The organism is Bacillus sp. JJ1532 (genome assembly GCF_036965085.1).
Taxonomy (GTDB): Bacteria; Bacillota; Bacilli; order Bacillales; family Cytobacillaceae; genus Cytobacillus.
The window spans coordinates 1-15,419 of record NZ_JBALOW010000121.1 but is presented as its reverse complement, the minus strand read 5'-3'; the positions used below and the strand labels follow the sequence as shown (position 1 = coordinate 15,419).

15 protein-coding genes are annotated in these 15,419 nt (G+C 39.2%); all 15 read left to right on the top strand.

Annotated features, from left to right (window positions below; translation table 11 throughout):
* Window positions 1-855: ABC transporter substrate-binding protein (locus V7122_RS24560; protein ID WP_335529770.1), on the top strand; the 855-nt coding region annotated here is incomplete at its 5' end.
* Between the two features lie 18 nt (window positions 856-873).
* Window positions 874-1,887 (top strand): ABC transporter permease, encoded by a 1,014-nt coding sequence (locus V7122_RS24555; RefSeq protein ID WP_335355350.1) that lies wholly within the window; start codon window positions 874-876, stop codon window positions 1,885-1,887.
* Entirely contained in the window at window positions 1,880-2,674 is a 795-nt protein-coding gene (locus V7122_RS24550) for an ABC transporter ATP-binding protein (RefSeq protein ID WP_335355351.1), read from the top strand. The genes V7122_RS24555 and V7122_RS24550 overlap by 8 nt, the downstream gene beginning before the upstream one ends.
* Before the next feature lie 189 nt (window positions 2,675-2,863).
* A complete protein-coding gene (locus tag V7122_RS24545; RefSeq protein WP_335529768.1) occupies window positions 2,864-3,247 on the top strand; it encodes a thioesterase family protein in 384 nt (127 codons plus the stop codon).
* Between the two features lie 116 nt (window positions 3,248-3,363).
* Window positions 3,364-4,470: a Leu/Phe/Val dehydrogenase gene (locus V7122_RS24540; RefSeq protein ID WP_335529766.1), complete on the top strand. Its 1,107-nt coding sequence runs from the start codon at window positions 3,364-3,366 to the stop codon at window positions 4,468-4,470.
* A gap of 99 nt (window positions 4,471-4,569) precedes the next feature.
* The gene (gene pdhA / locus V7122_RS24535; protein ID WP_335355354.1) at window positions 4,570-5,640 is read left to right on the top strand and encodes a pyruvate dehydrogenase (acetyl-transferring) E1 component subunit alpha; all 1,071 of its coding nucleotides are present in this window, start codon (window positions 4,570-4,572) and stop codon (window positions 5,638-5,640) included.
* Window positions 5,637-6,632 carry an alpha-ketoacid dehydrogenase subunit beta gene (locus V7122_RS24530; protein WP_335529763.1) on the top strand — a complete coding sequence of 332 codons (996 nt, stop codon included), beginning with the start codon at window positions 5,637-5,639 and terminating at the stop codon, window positions 6,630-6,632. Before pdhA ends, V7122_RS24530 begins: the two co-directional genes overlap by 4 nt.
* Window positions 6,633-6,642: 10 nt before the next feature.
* Window positions 6,643-7,854: a dihydrolipoamide acetyltransferase family protein gene (locus tag V7122_RS24525; protein ID WP_335529760.1), complete on the top strand. Its 1,212-nt coding sequence runs from the start codon at window positions 6,643-6,645 to the stop codon at window positions 7,852-7,854.
* Window positions 7,855-9,285: a dihydrolipoyl dehydrogenase gene (gene lpdA, locus V7122_RS24520; protein ID WP_335529757.1), complete on the top strand. Its 1,431-nt coding sequence runs from the start codon at window positions 7,855-7,857 to the stop codon at window positions 9,283-9,285.
* A gap of 122 nt (window positions 9,286-9,407) precedes the next feature.
* The gene (gene hppD, locus V7122_RS24515) at window positions 9,408-10,526 is read left to right on the top strand and encodes a 4-hydroxyphenylpyruvate dioxygenase (RefSeq protein WP_335348137.1); all 1,119 of its coding nucleotides are present in this window, start codon (window positions 9,408-9,410) and stop codon (window positions 10,524-10,526) included.
* On the top strand, window positions 10,459-11,652 hold the full coding sequence (gene hisC / locus V7122_RS24510; RefSeq protein ID WP_335529755.1) for a histidinol-phosphate transaminase: 1,194 nt from the start codon (window positions 10,459-10,461) through the stop codon (window positions 11,650-11,652). The genes hppD and hisC overlap by 68 nt, the downstream gene beginning before the upstream one ends.
* Window positions 11,627-12,247, top strand: a complete 621-nt coding sequence (locus V7122_RS24505) for a flavin reductase family protein (RefSeq protein WP_335348135.1) — start codon at window positions 11,627-11,629, stop codon at window positions 12,245-12,247. The genes hisC and V7122_RS24505 overlap by 26 nt, the downstream gene beginning before the upstream one ends.
* Window positions 12,248-12,251: 4 nt before the next feature.
* Window positions 12,252-13,163 (top strand): fumarylacetoacetate hydrolase family protein, encoded by a 912-nt coding sequence (locus tag V7122_RS24500; RefSeq protein ID WP_335355360.1) that lies wholly within the window; start codon window positions 12,252-12,254, stop codon window positions 13,161-13,163.
* A gap of 14 nt (window positions 13,164-13,177) precedes the next feature.
* On the top strand, window positions 13,178-14,329 hold the full coding sequence (locus tag V7122_RS24495; protein WP_335529751.1) for a homogentisate 1,2-dioxygenase: 1,152 nt from the start codon (window positions 13,178-13,180) through the stop codon (window positions 14,327-14,329).
* 272 nt (window positions 14,330-14,601) lie between these two features.
* Window positions 14,602-15,237 carry a hypothetical protein gene (locus V7122_RS24490; protein WP_335529749.1) on the top strand — a complete coding sequence of 212 codons (636 nt, stop codon included), beginning with the start codon at window positions 14,602-14,604 and terminating at the stop codon, window positions 15,235-15,237.
* The last annotated feature ends 182 nt before the right edge of the window (window positions 15,238-15,419 follow it).

Genomic DNA, 15,419 nt, shown 5'->3' with positions numbered 1-15,419 from the left:
GATGCTGCAACAGAAGGATTTAAAAAGGCATTAGAGGATGAAGGATTTAAAGAAGGGGAAAATGTGGAATTTAACTTCCAAAACGCACAAGCTGATATGAATAATACACAGACAATTGCCAATAACTTTGTTGGCGATAAGGTTGATTTAATTTTTGCCAATGCCACTCCAAGTGCAGTTAGTGCTCTAAATGCAACGAAGGATATACCAATTCTGTTTACATCTGTAACCGATCCAGTCGGAGCGGGTCTTGTAGAGGCATTCGATAAACCAGGCGATAACATTACAGGTACAACGGATAATCATCCGGAGGGTACCGCAAAGACCATTCATTTTATCATTGATGAAGCTGGAGCGAAGACGATTGGCGTCATTTATAATGCAGGTGAACAAAATTCTGAAGTGCAGGTTGCAGAAGTGAAGAAACTTGCTGAAGCGAAGGGTGCAACGATCGTTGAAGCCTCCGTATCAACATCTGCCGAAGTAAAGCAGGCTACTGAATCATTAGTAGGCAGAGTAGATGCCATTTATGTCCCGACAGATAATACGGTTGTTTCTGCTTTAGAATCTGTTATATCAGTTGCGGATAGTGAGAAGCTGCCGCTATTCGTTGGTGAGCTTGACTCTATGAAGCGTGGGGCGGTTGCAGCAAGTGGCTTTAGCTACTATGATCTCGGCTACCAGACTGGAAAAATGGCTGCAGAAATTTTAAAAGGTAATAAAAAGCCATCTGACATTCCGGTTGAACTTCCAAGCAGTTTAACATTAATGATTAATAAGAAAGCTGCTGAACAGCAGGGACTTGATGTAAAGCAAGAATGGGAGAAAATTGCGGAGTTTTATGAAGGCGAATAACAGAGGGTGTGATTCATAATGTTCACGGCAGTATTTGGAGCGTTTGAAGCTGGAATTATCTATGCGATTATGGCACTCGGAGTTTATTTATCATTTCGAGTGCTGGATTTTCCAGACTTAACGGTAGATGGAAGCTTTGTAACAGGCGCGGCTGTTGCAGCGACAATGATTGTTAGCGGGATAAATCCATTTCTAGCCACTGTTTTCGCACTTGTCGCTGGGTTTGCTGCAGGCTGTATTACGGGTGTCCTTCATACGTTCGGAAAGATCAATGCTCTCCTATCTGGGATATTAATGATGATTGCTCTTTATTCGATTAATCTCCGAATTATGGGGAAATCAAACGTTCCGTTATTGAATACAGAAACAGCTATAACAAATGTTAGAGATACTTGGGATAAAACGGGGTTAAACTCCTTTTTTAATAGTATTCTTTCTGCAGTGGGACTTGGAGATAGCTTGCCAAGGACATGGGGTATATTAATTTTCATGTTGATTGTTACCTTTTTGATCAAATTCCTAACAGATAAGTTTCTGCAGACTGAAATTGGGCTGGCTATAAGAGCGACTGGTGACAATAAGCGAATGATTAGAAGCTTATCAGCTAATACAAATTTAACAGTCATTCTAGGACTTGGCCTTTCCAACTCCATGGTTGCATTTTCTGGAGCGCTAATAGCCCAGCAGGGTGGCTTTGCTGATGTTGGGATGGGCATTGGGATGATTATTATTGGGCTGGCATCAGTCATTATCGGAGAGGCGCTGTTTGGAACAAAAACCATTGCAAGAACAACATTAGCGGTTATCGGCGGCGCAATTATTTACCGAATCGTTGTGACACTTGCTTTGAGGGTAGATTTCCTTGAGCCTGGTGATATGAAATTAATTACGGCAACGATCGTTATTTTAGCTCTCATTCTTCCAAAAATAATTGACTCTTCAAAAGAGAAAAAGAGGAAAGCGAGAAAACAAGCGGAAAGCTTGGCCATGAGTAATATCCCTTCGGATAGAAAGGAGGGGCCATATGCTTGAGCTCAAACACATTCATAAAATTTTTAATCAAGGAACACCTGACGAGAAAATTGCCTTAGATCGTATTCATTTAAAGTTAAATAAAGGAGATTTTGTTACCGTAATAGGCAGTAATGGGGCTGGAAAATCAACCTTAATGAATATGATCTCTGGCGTCATGATTCCTGACGTTGGCACTGTATCTATTGATGGACAGAATGTTACGATGATGTCGGAATACAAAAGAGCAAAGTTAATTGGGCGTGTGTTTCAAGACCCAATGGCTGGTACTGCTCCGAGCATGACGATTGAAGAAAATTTAGCAATGGCTTATTCCAGAAATAAGCAGAGAACGTTACGAAAAGGGGTTACGAAGAAAAGAAAAGAATATTTTCAAGAAGTGCTCCAAACGCTACATTTAGGGTTAGAGAATCGGCTCACGGCTAAAGTTGGATTGCTATCAGGAGGAGAAAGGCAGGCACTCTCATTATTGATGGCCACATTTACAGAGCCGGCAATCCTGTTGCTGGATGAGCATACAGCCGCCCTTGACCCAGCACGTGCCGAGCTCATCACGAATTTAACAAAGGAAATTGTAGAAAAATACAATCTGACGACATTAATGGTCACTCATAATATGCAGCAAGCTCTTGATTTAGGCAATAGACTAATTATGATGGATAAAGGTCAAATAATCTTGCAGGTAGAAGAGGATCAAAAAGGAAACTTGACGATAGAACAGTTATTAAATGAGTTTCAGAGAATTCGAGGTTCGAAAATGGCAAGTGATCGGGCTTTATTATCTTAATATTGAACGTAAAAAGGATTAATTAGGGATTGTTCACTAATTAATCCTTTTTATTATGTTTGGACCATATTATAGAGAAGAAAGAATTTTTTAAAATTTTACAATTTATTGACTATTCATTATACGAAATGGTATCATATCGTTAATTAAACGTCATACTTATTATTGTATAAACTATGGAGGGATCGAATGAAACCAGGTTTAACGGCAGGTTATTCGGTTACGATCGAGGCAGTAGTGACTCCTGAAATGTTTGCTCAATTCGAAGGCAAAGTTGTTCATCCTACATATTCGACTGTGATGATGATCTACCATATGGAATGGGCATCTAGGCAAATCATTTTGCCTTTTTTAGAAGAGCATGAGGAAGGAATGGGGATTTCTGTTTCAGCTAAACATATATTGCCAGCACCCGAAGGTTCTAACTTGAAAATAAAAGCGGTCCTAACTGAAAAGAAAGATAATAAGATTATGACCGATGTTTTTGTTATCCATGATACAAAGCTTATTGGCACAGGGGAGGTTACGCAGGCAATCCTTCCGAAAACTAAAATTATGAGCAAGCTATTATAATGCTCGCAGTAGTTCACTTAATCTATCATTTTTTTAACGGGCAAACCTATTGGTAAAGTAAATTTTAAGATGATTAAGGTTGTAAGCGTTAACATAATGTTTAGGGGGAATTGTTCATGAATTTGTTTTCGAAGATAAAAGACCATGAACAGGTTGTATTTTGTAATGATGAGTTAACTGGCTTAAAGGCTATTATTGCGATCCATAGTACAAAACTCGGTCCAGCCCTAGGAGGCTGCAGGATGCTCCCTTATTCAAGTGAAGAGGATGCACTGGAAGATGTTCTGCGTCTTTCGCGAGGTATGACATATAAATGTGCTGCTGCGGATGTTGATTTTGGCGGAGGTAAAGCAGTTATAATTGGCGATCCTCATAAAGATAAGACACCGGAGCTATTCCGTGCGTTCGGCCAGTTCGTAGAATCATTGAATGGAAGATTCTATACGGGAACAGATATGGGGACTTCACCAGATGATTTCATTCATGCATTAAGGGAAACAAATTGTATCGTTGGCGTTGATGAAGTTTACGGAGGAAGCGGGGACTCATCTGTGCCGACTGCACAAGGAGTTATTTATGGAATTCAAGCAACAAATAAGATATTAACTGGAGCTGATCATCTCAGCGGAAAAAGCTATGCGATTCAGGGACTTGGAAAAGTGGGATACAAGGTAGCTGAAAGGCTGCTGGAGGAAGGCGCGGATTTATACGTAACGGACATTAATCAGCAAGCAATCGATAAGCTGCTTTCTAAAGCAAAAACTCTCGGAGCAGCTGTTAAAGCTTTATCAAGTAAAGAGATTTATGGGGCAAACGCAGATATTTTTATTCCATGTGCAATGGGTGGAATAATTAATGACGAAACGATTCAGCAATTATCCGTAAAGGCCGTTGTCGGTTCAGCTAATAACCAGCTTTTGGAGCTTCATCATGCACAAAAGCTAATGGATAAAGGGATTATATTTGCGCCTGATTATATTGTTAATTCCGGCGGATTAATTCAGGTAGCGGATGAGCTGTATACACCGAATAAAGAAAGAGTCTTGCAAAAAACAAAAGCCATTTATAACTCTCTTCTTCATATTTATGAGTACGCAAATGCAGAAGGAATAACAACAGTGGAAGCTGCAAATCAATTTTGTGAAAGTCGCATTGAAGCGAGAGCACGCCGGAATAGCTTTTTTTCTCACAAGAAACGTCCAAAATGGGAAGTGAGGACTTAACTTTTTTGCTGTAATAACAACATTAATAATGTGGTAATGATTATTTTATTTTTGTTTAGCCCTAATAGTCTCTAAAAATATTTAGCAAAGGGTGAGAAAATGGACATTCAGTTTCCGATGCTTCAAGTAATGGATCCAAACGGACAAATAGCAGCATCAGAATATAAGGAGAAGATTACAGAGGAATTGGCCAGAAATTTTTATAGGCAGCTCGTAAGAATCCGCCTTTTTGATCGAAAGGCCGTGAGTCTCCAGCGACAAGGAAGGATAGGCACATATGCACCATTCGAAGGACAGGAGGCTTCCCAGGTAGGAAGTGCGCTTGCATTAAACGAATCAGATTGGATGTTCCCTACGTACCGTGATCATGGGGCAGCCTTCGTTTTTGGCCACTCATTAAGGAATATTCTTTTATTCTGGAATGGACGAAACGAAGGGTGTGTCCCTCCGGCTGGAAAAAAGATTTTTCCTCCAGGTATCCCGATTGCCACCCAGATTCCACACGCAGCCGGAGCAGCTTTGGCAGAAAAGAAAAAAGGAACGACCCATGCAGCCATTGCTTACTTTGGGGATGGTGCCACATCTGAAGGGGATTTTCATGAAGGGCTTAATTTTGCAAGTGTATTTAAAGCGCCAGTCGTTTTCTTTAATCAAAATAACCAATTTGCAATCTCCGTCCCAATCAACAAGCAAATGAATTCCAAGACCATTGCACAAAAGGGCTTAGCCTATGATATTCCTGGTGTCCGGATCGATGGAAACGATGTTTTTATTGTTTATTTTGAAACGTTAAAGGCATTGGAGAGAGCGAGAAAGGGTGAAGGACCGACATTAATTGAAGCTGTCACATGGAGATATGGGGCTCATACGACCGCTGATGATCCATCGAAATACCGCTGCCAAGTGGAGAGCAATGGCCGCCGATCAGAAACAGATCCTATTCTCCGCCTTGAAAGGTGGATGAAAAATGAAGGATTATATGATGAAAAATGGGTACGTGACATGGAAGAGGAAGCTACACATGAAATAGAAAAAGCCGTTGTGGAAATGGAAGATTTTCCGCCTGCTGACCCTGCTAATATATTTGATTATGTTTTTGCGGAGCCGACTTGGCAAATTACTCAGCAAAAAGAGGAGTATTTAAAATTTATAGGAGGTGAAGGGAGATGAGTACTGCGATCAAAACCAAAAAGCTTACACTCATACAAGCTATTACCGATGCTCTGGATACAATGCTTGAGAAAAGGCCAGAAGTATTGCTGTTAGGAGAGGACATTGGAAAAAATGGCGGGGTATTTCGCGCCACTGAAGGTCTTCAGGAAAAATACGGGGCTGACCGGGTCATTGATACGCCTTTAAGTGAAGCGGGTTTCGTTGGTGCAGGAATTGGAATGGCGGTTAATGGATTTTTACCTGTCATTGAAATTCAGTTTCTTAGCTTTATTTATCCTGCCTATGAGCAAATTATGACACACGCTTCAAGACTAAGGATGAGGACAATGGGGCACTTTACTGTTCCAATGGTCATTCGCGCTCCATATGGTGCAGGTGTCAGAGCTCCTGAAATTCATTGCGATAGCCCGGAAGCTATATTTACCCATATGCCAGGAATAAAAGTTGTATGCCCGTCCAGCCCATATGATGCGAAGGGATTGCTTATTGCAGCGATTGAGGATCCAGATCCTGTATTATTTATGGAACCAATGAGGTGTTACCGTTCTGGCAGAGAAGAAGTGCCGGAAGGAAAATACACGATAGAAATAGGCAAAGGAAAAAAAATGCTGGAAGGGGACGATGTGTCCATCATTACTTGGGGAGCTATGGTCCCGATTGTCATGAAAGCAGCGAAAGAAATGAAAGATCAAGGCATCCATTGTGATGTTATTGATTTAAGAACTTTATACCCGATCGATAAAGACATCATTGCTGAATCAGTTCAAAATACTGGCCGTACTGTTATTGTTCATGAGGCACATGCCACTGGAGGAGTTGGGAATGATGTATTAGCCATCATCAACGATACTTCATTTTTGTATCAAAAAGCACCTGTAGAGAGGGTGACTGGATTTGATACCCCTGTTCCATACTTTGGATTTGAAGATCATTATTTACCGACTGCTGATCGAGTGAAATTTGCTATTCATAAAGTCATGTCGTTTTAGGAGGGATGGAATGGAAGTCAAATTACATGATATTGGAGAAGGAATGACCGAAGCAGATATTAATTGCTTTTTAGTTAAGGCAGGTGATTTTGTCCGGGCCGATGAACCAATCATTGAAATCCAAACAGACAAAATGACCGCGGAAATTCCTGCACCGCGTACGGGATATATTCGAGAATTTAAAGTTGAAATAGGGCAGACCGTACCTGTTGGGACAACTTTATTAATCTTAGAAGAGGAAGGGAGCTTAAATAATCAATCTGTAGCACCCCCTAAAATGGTCGCCAATCATACTATGACTATTGCAAAAGACAATAAAAAGCGTATTCTTGCTTCACCTTTTACTAGAAAAATTGCGAGGGAAAACGGCATTCGTATTGAAAGTGTTAATGGTTCTGGACTAGCTGGAAGAATCACAGATGAAGATATTTATCAATTAATGGCTTCTTCACAACAACAGGAATCCGATAGAAGCAGCCAAAAAACAAGAAATGCGACAGTAGCACCTGCAGAACTATCCCCATTAAAATCAGACACCATTCCTTTCAGAGGAAGAAGGAAGCAAATTGCGAAAAAAATGATTCAATCTTTAAATACAATTCCCCATTGTACTCATTTTGAAGAAGTGGATGTTACCGAACTAATTCAATTTAGAGCTGAGTTAAAGAAAATCAATCAAACGATATCTGCAACTGCCTTTTTCATAAAAGCTTTATCTATTTGTCTATTAGAATTTCCTATTTTTAATAGTCGGCTTGACGAGGAAAATGAAGTTATTTATCTCCAAAAAGAACACCATATTGGAATGGCAGTAGATGCAGAAGCGGGTTTAATCGTTCCCGTTCTTCGACACGTTGAGAAGAAATCCATTCGAGTTATTTATGACGAAATGAAAATGTTAACGGAAAAAGCTTTAGCCAATCAATTAAGCATGAAGGAAATAACCGGTGGAACATTTACGATTAGTAATGTTGGTCCTCTAGGTGGAAGCTTTGGGGCTACACCGATTATTCAACATCCTGAAGTGTCACTCATATCCTTTCATAAGACGAAGAAAATGCCAATAGTAACAGATGATGATCAAATTGTGATCCGGTCCATCATGAATATTTCCATGTCCTTTGATCATCGTGTAGTAGACGGGGCGAGTGCTGTCCGTTTTACAAATCGGTTTTCACAATTAATTCAAAATCCAAAAATGCTTTTGCTGGAGTTGGTGTAAATGGTTGTCGGCGACCTTGCTCATGAACGTGATTTAATAATTATCGGCGGTGGACCAGGAGGATATCATGCGGCAATTCGAGCTGCTCAGCTTGGACAATCGGTTACGCTGATCGAAAAGGGAGAAATCGGAGGTGTATGCCTAAATAAGGGCTGTATCCCGTCTAAAGTCCTGACCCATGGCGCTGCTAAATACGAATCCTTGAAAGAAATGAATGAACTCGGAATTGAAGCTGGCAGTGTTAAGTTTAATATGGATAAGCTTCAAGCTTACAAAAATAAAACGATTAATCAGCTTCGAGATGGTGTCCTTTCTTTATGTAAAGCGAATAAGGTTGAAATCATTCACGGATCGGCGTTTTTTCTATCAGAAGATCGGATTGGTGTTGAAAATGGGGATCAATATGATATTTATCGTTTTAATTATGCGATCATTGCTACTGGGAGCTCTCCGAAACCACCGGAAGGAATACAAATTGATCATGAAAGAGTTCTAAATTCTTGGTCGATCACCAATCTTGAAATAGTGCCTGAAAAGCTTTTTGTTTATGGTCATGACTATATTGCATTAGAAATAGCGATGGCCTTTAACGCTATTGGCTCTGAAGTTGTACTTATTAACGAACATGATGACTTCATGTTAGATTCATCGATAAACCGTGAGCTTATTCGAATATTAAAGAAAAAACATATTCAAGTACTCAAAAACAACTTCATTTCAGAAGCATATACTAAGGATGAACAAGTAAGCATTTATATAAAAAATAAGACAGGCACAGAAGAAATAACTGGTTCACATTTATTTGTTTCCGGCAGACAAATCCCAAACACAGATCAATTAGGGATTAATCGGTTAGGGATAGAAACTGCCAAAAACGGATTTATAGTCGTTAATCACGAGTGCCGTACTTCAAAGAATCATATATTTGCCATTGGTGATGTGACAGAAGGTCCATGTTTAGCTGTTAAAGCCATTAAGCAGGGCAAGACAGCTGCAGAAGCAATTGCAGGTATAAGAACTGAGGCAGATTTGCGTTTTCTGCCAATCATAGCTCATACTAGCCCTCCTATTGCCTATGTAGGTCTAACTGAGGAAGAAGCCATTAGGCAAAGGCACTCAGTAGATACAGCGCATTTTCCATTATCTGCGAATGGCTATGCAGCCATCCTTGGAAAAAAAGAAGGAATGATTAAAGTGATTTTCGATAAGGATCATCATCTCTTACTTGGAATGCACATCATTGGATATGGGGCCGTTGAACTAATTTCCAGCGGAGTGTTCTCGCTTGAAATGGCTGCAAGAGATGAGGATTTGCTGTTCCCCTTATACCCGCATCCAAGCTTAAACGAAGGGTTACTAGAGGCAGTAGAAGCAATAAAAAACCAAGCCATCCACCTACCTCCAAATTTGATGAAAAAAATAAAGGTTTAAATAGCACATTCCTTTAATGCAGATGTGCATTATAGCTTTAACATGTACTCTTGAGAACATTGTCACTATTCATATAATATTAATTCAGAATATTATAAATTTCGGAATTAGGGGGAGCTAGCATGAAAGAAAAAATCACGGAAAGCAAGCAGAAAGTGGAGGATTTTTTTCCGGTAAAGGAAGTTGATTATTTAGAAATTTACTCGGGCAATGCAAAACAATCCTGTTACTTTTTTTGCTCCGCTTTTGGCTTTAAGCCTGTGGCATATTCTGGGCTTGAGACGGGTAATAGAGAAACCGTTTCCTATGTTCTTCAGCAAAGAAAAATTCGTCTCGTCATTACAGGCTCCTTAACCGAAGCGAGCAGAGTCTCATCATTTGTGAAAAAGCATGGGGACGGAGTAAAGGATGTTGCTTTAACGGTAGATGATGTGGAGAAAGCATATAAAGAAGCTGTTTCAAGAGGGGCAATTGAAATTATGCCTCCGTTCGAAATCAAGGATGAGCATGGTACTGTTAAAAAGGCTGTCATCGGAACATATGGGGATACGATCCACACTTTAGTAGAACGGAATAACTATAAAGGTGTTTTCATGCCAGGTTATGAACCAATTAATATGAATATACCAATTGAAGATGCAGGTTTTATTGGAATTGATCATGTTGTCGGCAATGTGGAAAGTATGGAAGAGTGGGTTAGTTATTATGCAAATGTTATGGGTTTTAAAGAGATGACACACTTCACGGACAAAGATATTAGTACGGAATATTCTGCATTGATGTCTAAGGTCATGCATAATGGCGGCAGAATTAAATTCCCGATAAACGAGCCTGCTGAAGGAAAACGTAAATCACAAATAGAAGAGTATCTAGAATTTTACAATGGACCAGGTGTTCAGCATCTAGCGCTTCTAACAGAAGATATTGTCAGTACGGTCAGCATACTTCGCAAAAATGGAGTAGAATTCTTGAATACACCTGCCGCCTATTATGATGAGGCTTTATCGAAGCGTGTCGGCAAAATTGATGAGGAAATTGAAAAGCTGAAAGAACTAAGTATTTTAGTAGATCGTGATGATGAGGGTTATTTACTGCAAATCTTTACGAAGCCAGTTGTTGATAGACCAACATTATTTATTGAAGTGATCCAGCGTAAAGGCGCAAGAGGATTTGGTGAAGGGAATTTCAAGGCTTTGTTTGAATCCATTGAACGAGAGCAGGAAAGAAGAGGTAATCTATAACTTTATGGTCAAAATCAAAACAAAAAGTATACTAGAAGAAATTCAATCATATCCCCTTGGGCTTTCGCCAGACGAAATAAAAGAGAAGTACAATCTAAATAGAGTGTGGAAAATGTCTGATAATGAAAACGTTTATGGGTGCTCACCAAAGGTAAAAGAAGCTATTCATCAGCATTTGCAAACGCTGCATTTATATCCGGACGGAAACACTTCTGAGTTAGTAAGCGGGCTCGCTTATTTTTACAACCTCGAGGAAGATCAGTTTTTCGCTGGGAACGGATCAGACGAAATCATTAGACTGCTTACCCGTGCTTATATTAACAAGGGTGATGAGGCTTTGATGGCTGACATCACCTTTCCCCGATATGAAACGAATGTTGTGATAGAGGGCGGGACTGCGGTCAAAGTCCCTTTGGCAAACGGAGTTCATAATTTATCAGCTATGCTTGATATGATTACACCAAAAACGAAAATGATATTTATTTGCAATCCTAATAACCCTACAGGAACGATTGTAGGAAAAGAGGAGTTAAATAACTTTATTGAAAACATCCCAGAAAATGTCCTAATCGTTATAGATGAGGCTTATTACGAATATGCGACAACCGAGCATTATTTACAATCTATTCCTCTTCTGGAAGCGCATCCAAATTTAATCATTTTAAGAACCTTTTCAAAAATATATGGGCTAGCCGGGCTGCGTGTTGGGTACGGAATGATGCATCCATCTATTGTAAAAGAACTAAATAAAGTAAAAGAAGTGTTTAATGTAAATCAGCTAGCTCAAGCAGCAGCTGTTCGGGCAATAGAGGCCCAAGAGTTTATCACAGAATGTGCCGAAAAAAACGCTAAGGAAAGAATTTTTATCACTGAACAGCTGCGGAAATTAGAATTAGAATTTTTCCCTTCCGAAGCAAATTTTCTATTTGTTTATAGCCAGTATTCATTGTCAAAAGGGTTGATTTCGAATGGGTTTCTCGTAAGACCGATGAAGCTCAGCGGCTATGCTGATGCATTTAGATTCACTTTAGGCACAAGGGCTGATAATGTAGCTTTCCTTCAAGCACTTAGGCGAATCTTAAAAGATGGGCGGTGTGAGGATGGAAATAACACCAGGGAATCTTGAATGGAGAGAGGCATATAAGCTATTAGTTGGTTCTATTTTACCGCGCCCAATTGCTTTTGTTACAACGATAGATAAACAAGGGATTGTCAATGCAGCCCCATTTAGCTTCTTTACGGCCATTTGTGCGGATCCGATGCTGATTTGCTTCTCGCCAATGAGGAGAGGTACTGATGGAGCAAAAAAGGATACCCTTACGAACATTGAAGCCAGAAAAGAATTTGTTATTAATATTGTCAGCGAGGATTTTGTAGAGAAGATGAATATGTGTGCAACAGATTTTCCCCCTGAGATAGACGAATTAGATGTAGCGGGCCTTACAAAATTAAACAGCCATATAGTAAAGCCACCAAGAATAGGAGAGTCCAAGATCCACCTTGAGTGTACGCTTTATGAGGCTCTTCATTTTGGCGAACAGGCAGGAGCCGGCAGTCTAGTAATTGGAAAGGTTGAACATGTTCATGTTGCTGATGAACTCTATGACAAGGGAAGAATAAACTCGGAGAGATTAGAGCCTATAGGTCGGCTTGCAGGTCAAATGTATACGAAGCCATTGGCAGATACGTTTGAATTAATCCGTAAAATAAATTCAGGGTGATGATATGAAATTTGTAACCTTTCAAAAAGAGGACGGTTCTATTAGAGCGGGTTGGATGATTGGTCATAGCCATGTGATGGATATGCATGAAGCCTCAAATGGAGTACTGCCTAAAGACATGCTTTCTTTTCTGGAAAACCATCCGTACTTTCTAACCTATATATCTTCTAAACTATCAACTACAGATCATGGCGTGTATCCCCTAGAAAAAGTGATACTTAAAGCACCACTGCCAAACCCTAAAAGCTTTCGGGATTTTTATGCATTTGAAGAACATGTAAAAACAGCTAGAGAAAACCGTGGTTTAGAAATGATTCCAGAATGGTATGACATTCCCGTCTTTTACTTTTCTAATCATTTAGCCATTAAAGGGCCGAATGAAATGATCACTAGACCAAAACATTGTTATTGGCTTGATTATGAATTGGAAATTGCTTGCGTGATTGGAAAGGAAGGAAAGGACATTAAGGCTGTGAATGCGGACGATTATATTTTTGGCTATTGCATATTGAATGACTGGAGTGCGAGAGACATTCAGAGAAAAGAAATGAAGATCGGACTAGGTCCTGCGAAAGGAAAGGATTTTGCAACATCAATAGGCCCATATATAGTAACAAAGGATGAGTTAGAAAAGTACCGCATCGAAAATGGATATGACTTATCGATGACAGCAAAGGTGAATGATGTTCTGCTTTCAGAGGGTAATATGAGTGATATTTATTATTCATTTGCTGAAATGATTGAAAGGGCATCAGACGGAGTAACCTTATACCCTGGTGACTTAATTGGTTCTGGAACTGTGGGAAGCGGCTGCATATTAGAGCTCGGGACAGATGTCCACCGCTGGCTGGAGCCTGGTGATGAAGTCGAACTAGAAATAACCGCACTCGGTGCTATAAAAAACATTATCGAATAAAGTGAGGTGGAAAAATGATTTACAGGCAGATGGGGAAAATCCCTCACAAGCGCCACACGATGTTTAAAAAAGAGGACGGCAGTCTTTATAGAGAACAAGTTATGGGAACAAAAGGCTTTTCTGGAACTCAATCAATTCTTTATCATCATTACATGCCAACAGAAGTAGTCCGTTCGGAACTAATCGGCAAATATTTGCCAGAGTATGAGGACCAAGCACCACTAAAACACAGGCATCTAATGACAGATAAGCTTCAGAAAAAAGGGGATGCGCTAAAAGCGAGAGAATATTTATTAGGGAATGATGATTTGCTTATTGGCACAGCAAAAATAAATCAGCCGATGAAAAGTTTTTACCGGAATGGTGACGGGGATGAAATGATCTTCATTCATTATGGAACTGGGGTTATTGAGACAATGTTTGGAACGATTACTTATTGTCCAGGGGACTATGTAATGATCCCGATCGGTACTATTTACCGAGTCATTCCGGATGCGAATGAAGAGACGAAGGCATTGATTGTTGAGTCTTTTAGCCAAATTGTTACACCGCGAAGATATCGGAATGAGTTTGGGCAATTATTGGAGCATAGTCCATTTTGTGAGCGGGACATACGCGGGCCAGAGTTTTTAGCAACTTTTGATGAAAAGGGAGAATATGAAGTTATTACAAAGACGAGGGGCTATCTTCATTCTCATGTGCTGAATCATCACCCATTAGATGTTATTGGGTGGGATGGCTATCTCTATCCATGGGTATTTAATATAGAAGATTTCGAGCCGATAACGGGAAGAGTGCATCAGCCGCCGCCTGTTCATCAAACGTTTGAGGGACATAATTTTGTTGTCTGCTCCTTCGTTCCAAGATTGTTCGACTATCATCCTGAATCCATTCCCGCACCCTATTACCATAGCAATGTAAATAGCGATGAATTACTTTACTATGTAGAAGGGAATTTCATGAGCAGGAAGGGGATTAATAAGGAATCGATTACTCTTCATCCGAGCGGGATTCCTCATGGGCCTCATCCAGGTACGACAGAAGCAAGTATCGGGAAGAAGGAAACACTTGAATTAGCTGTTATGATTGATACGTTTAAGCCTCTCCGAGTGGTCAAACAAGCTTTAGCAATTGAAGATGAGAAGTATATGTATACTTGGGTTTAATTAGATACAAATAATAAAGACACACATTCATTTAAAACAATATTACTTTCACAATCAATTAAAAAATCCCGATTTTTCTTTTCAAATTGAGAAAATTATCGGGTTTTTTTAAATTTTTATTAACTCAAAAAGAATCTACTTCTAAATCCTCTATCAACATTTAATACAAAATTTTATGAACATGGATTTATTGCAGAAACGCAAGAAATAGCAGTTCAGCTAAATACCTTTTTAGAGAAGTGAAAAATTTACTTGGGAGTAAAAATCGTGTTATGAAAAATTTCATGAATGAGCTTAATAACACATCAAAGACGCCAAAACACAATCTGCGTTATGTTGTGTTAACCTTCGTTTTGGCAATAAGCATTATGTTTTTTGTCTTAAATGAAATATTGATTGAAAATGAACAAATAACAACAACAGAACAACAGTCTCCAACAAAAATGGATTCAGATTTATTAAAACCCACAGTTTTTTTTGAACAAAGTAACCTATATATTGATGGAATTACTTTAGCCGACTCACAGGAAAGAGTAATAGAGCGTTTAGGTGAAAAATATTCAATAGAGCAAGAGGATGGCAGCGGGGCGGATATTGTCATGGATTATGATGGGGTTGCGAGATTTTATTTTTTAGAAGATAAATTAGTCCAAATATTATTAATGAAAGTAGATAAAAAGTACTTTGACCAATTATTTGCTGATTATAAAGGATTTAAATTTACATCATCATCTTCAATAATAAATACGGATTATGATGACCGTTATATTTACTCGAAGGAGACGAATCAAATATTAAAGGCAACAACGAACGTTCCTAACCGAGATCTTTATTTATACCTAGGATATGCTGGTCCAGAACTCATGGATAATCCAGATTTCATAAAGATGGAACTCAATTTAGAATAGATCCAACCCTTTGTAAGGAAGTAGATAAGAATAAGAAAAGCCCTCCTAAACAAATAACAGGTCCAGTTGATGGGGAGAAATATGCTAAAAACAATGTAAATAAAATTGTCGTTCAATATCATTCTCTCTACCAATATTATACTATTATTTATAAATAATTTGTAGACTACTCTTTCTGTAAT

What these genes read in the sequence shown, in the direction of transcription:
- V7122_RS24505 (WP_335348135.1), top strand. Translation starts at nt 11,627, where the DNA reads ATGGAAATAACACCAGGGAATCTTGAATGGAGAGAGGCATATAAGCTA.
- pdhA (WP_335355354.1), top strand. Translation starts at nt 4,570, where the DNA reads ATGGACATTCAGTTTCCGATGCTTCAAGTAATGGATCCAAACGGACAA.
- V7122_RS24495 (WP_335529751.1), top strand. Translation starts at nt 13,178, where the DNA reads ATGATTTACAGGCAGATGGGGAAAATCCCTCACAAGCGCCACACGATG.
- V7122_RS24545 (WP_335529768.1), top strand. Translation starts at nt 2,864, where the DNA reads ATGAAACCAGGTTTAACGGCAGGTTATTCGGTTACGATCGAGGCAGTA.
- hppD (WP_335348137.1), top strand. Translation starts at nt 9,408, where the DNA reads ATGAAAGAAAAAATCACGGAAAGCAAGCAGAAAGTGGAGGATTTTTTT.
- V7122_RS24540 (WP_335529766.1), top strand. Translation starts at nt 3,364, where the DNA reads ATGAATTTGTTTTCGAAGATAAAAGACCATGAACAGGTTGTATTTTGT.
- V7122_RS24555 (WP_335355350.1), top strand. Translation starts at nt 874, where the DNA reads ATGTTCACGGCAGTATTTGGAGCGTTTGAAGCTGGAATTATCTATGCG.
- V7122_RS24550 (WP_335355351.1), top strand. Translation starts at nt 1,880, where the DNA reads ATGCTTGAGCTCAAACACATTCATAAAATTTTTAATCAAGGAACACCT.
- V7122_RS24490 (WP_335529749.1), top strand. Translation starts at nt 14,602, where the DNA reads ATGAAAAATTTCATGAATGAGCTTAATAACACATCAAAGACGCCAAAA.
- lpdA (WP_335529757.1), top strand. Translation starts at nt 7,855, where the DNA reads ATGGTTGTCGGCGACCTTGCTCATGAACGTGATTTAATAATTATCGGC.
- V7122_RS24500 (WP_335355360.1), top strand. Translation starts at nt 12,252, where the DNA reads ATGAAATTTGTAACCTTTCAAAAAGAGGACGGTTCTATTAGAGCGGGT.
- V7122_RS24525 (WP_335529760.1), top strand. Translation starts at nt 6,643, where the DNA reads ATGGAAGTCAAATTACATGATATTGGAGAAGGAATGACCGAAGCAGAT.
- V7122_RS24530 (WP_335529763.1), top strand. Translation starts at nt 5,637, where the DNA reads ATGAGTACTGCGATCAAAACCAAAAAGCTTACACTCATACAAGCTATT.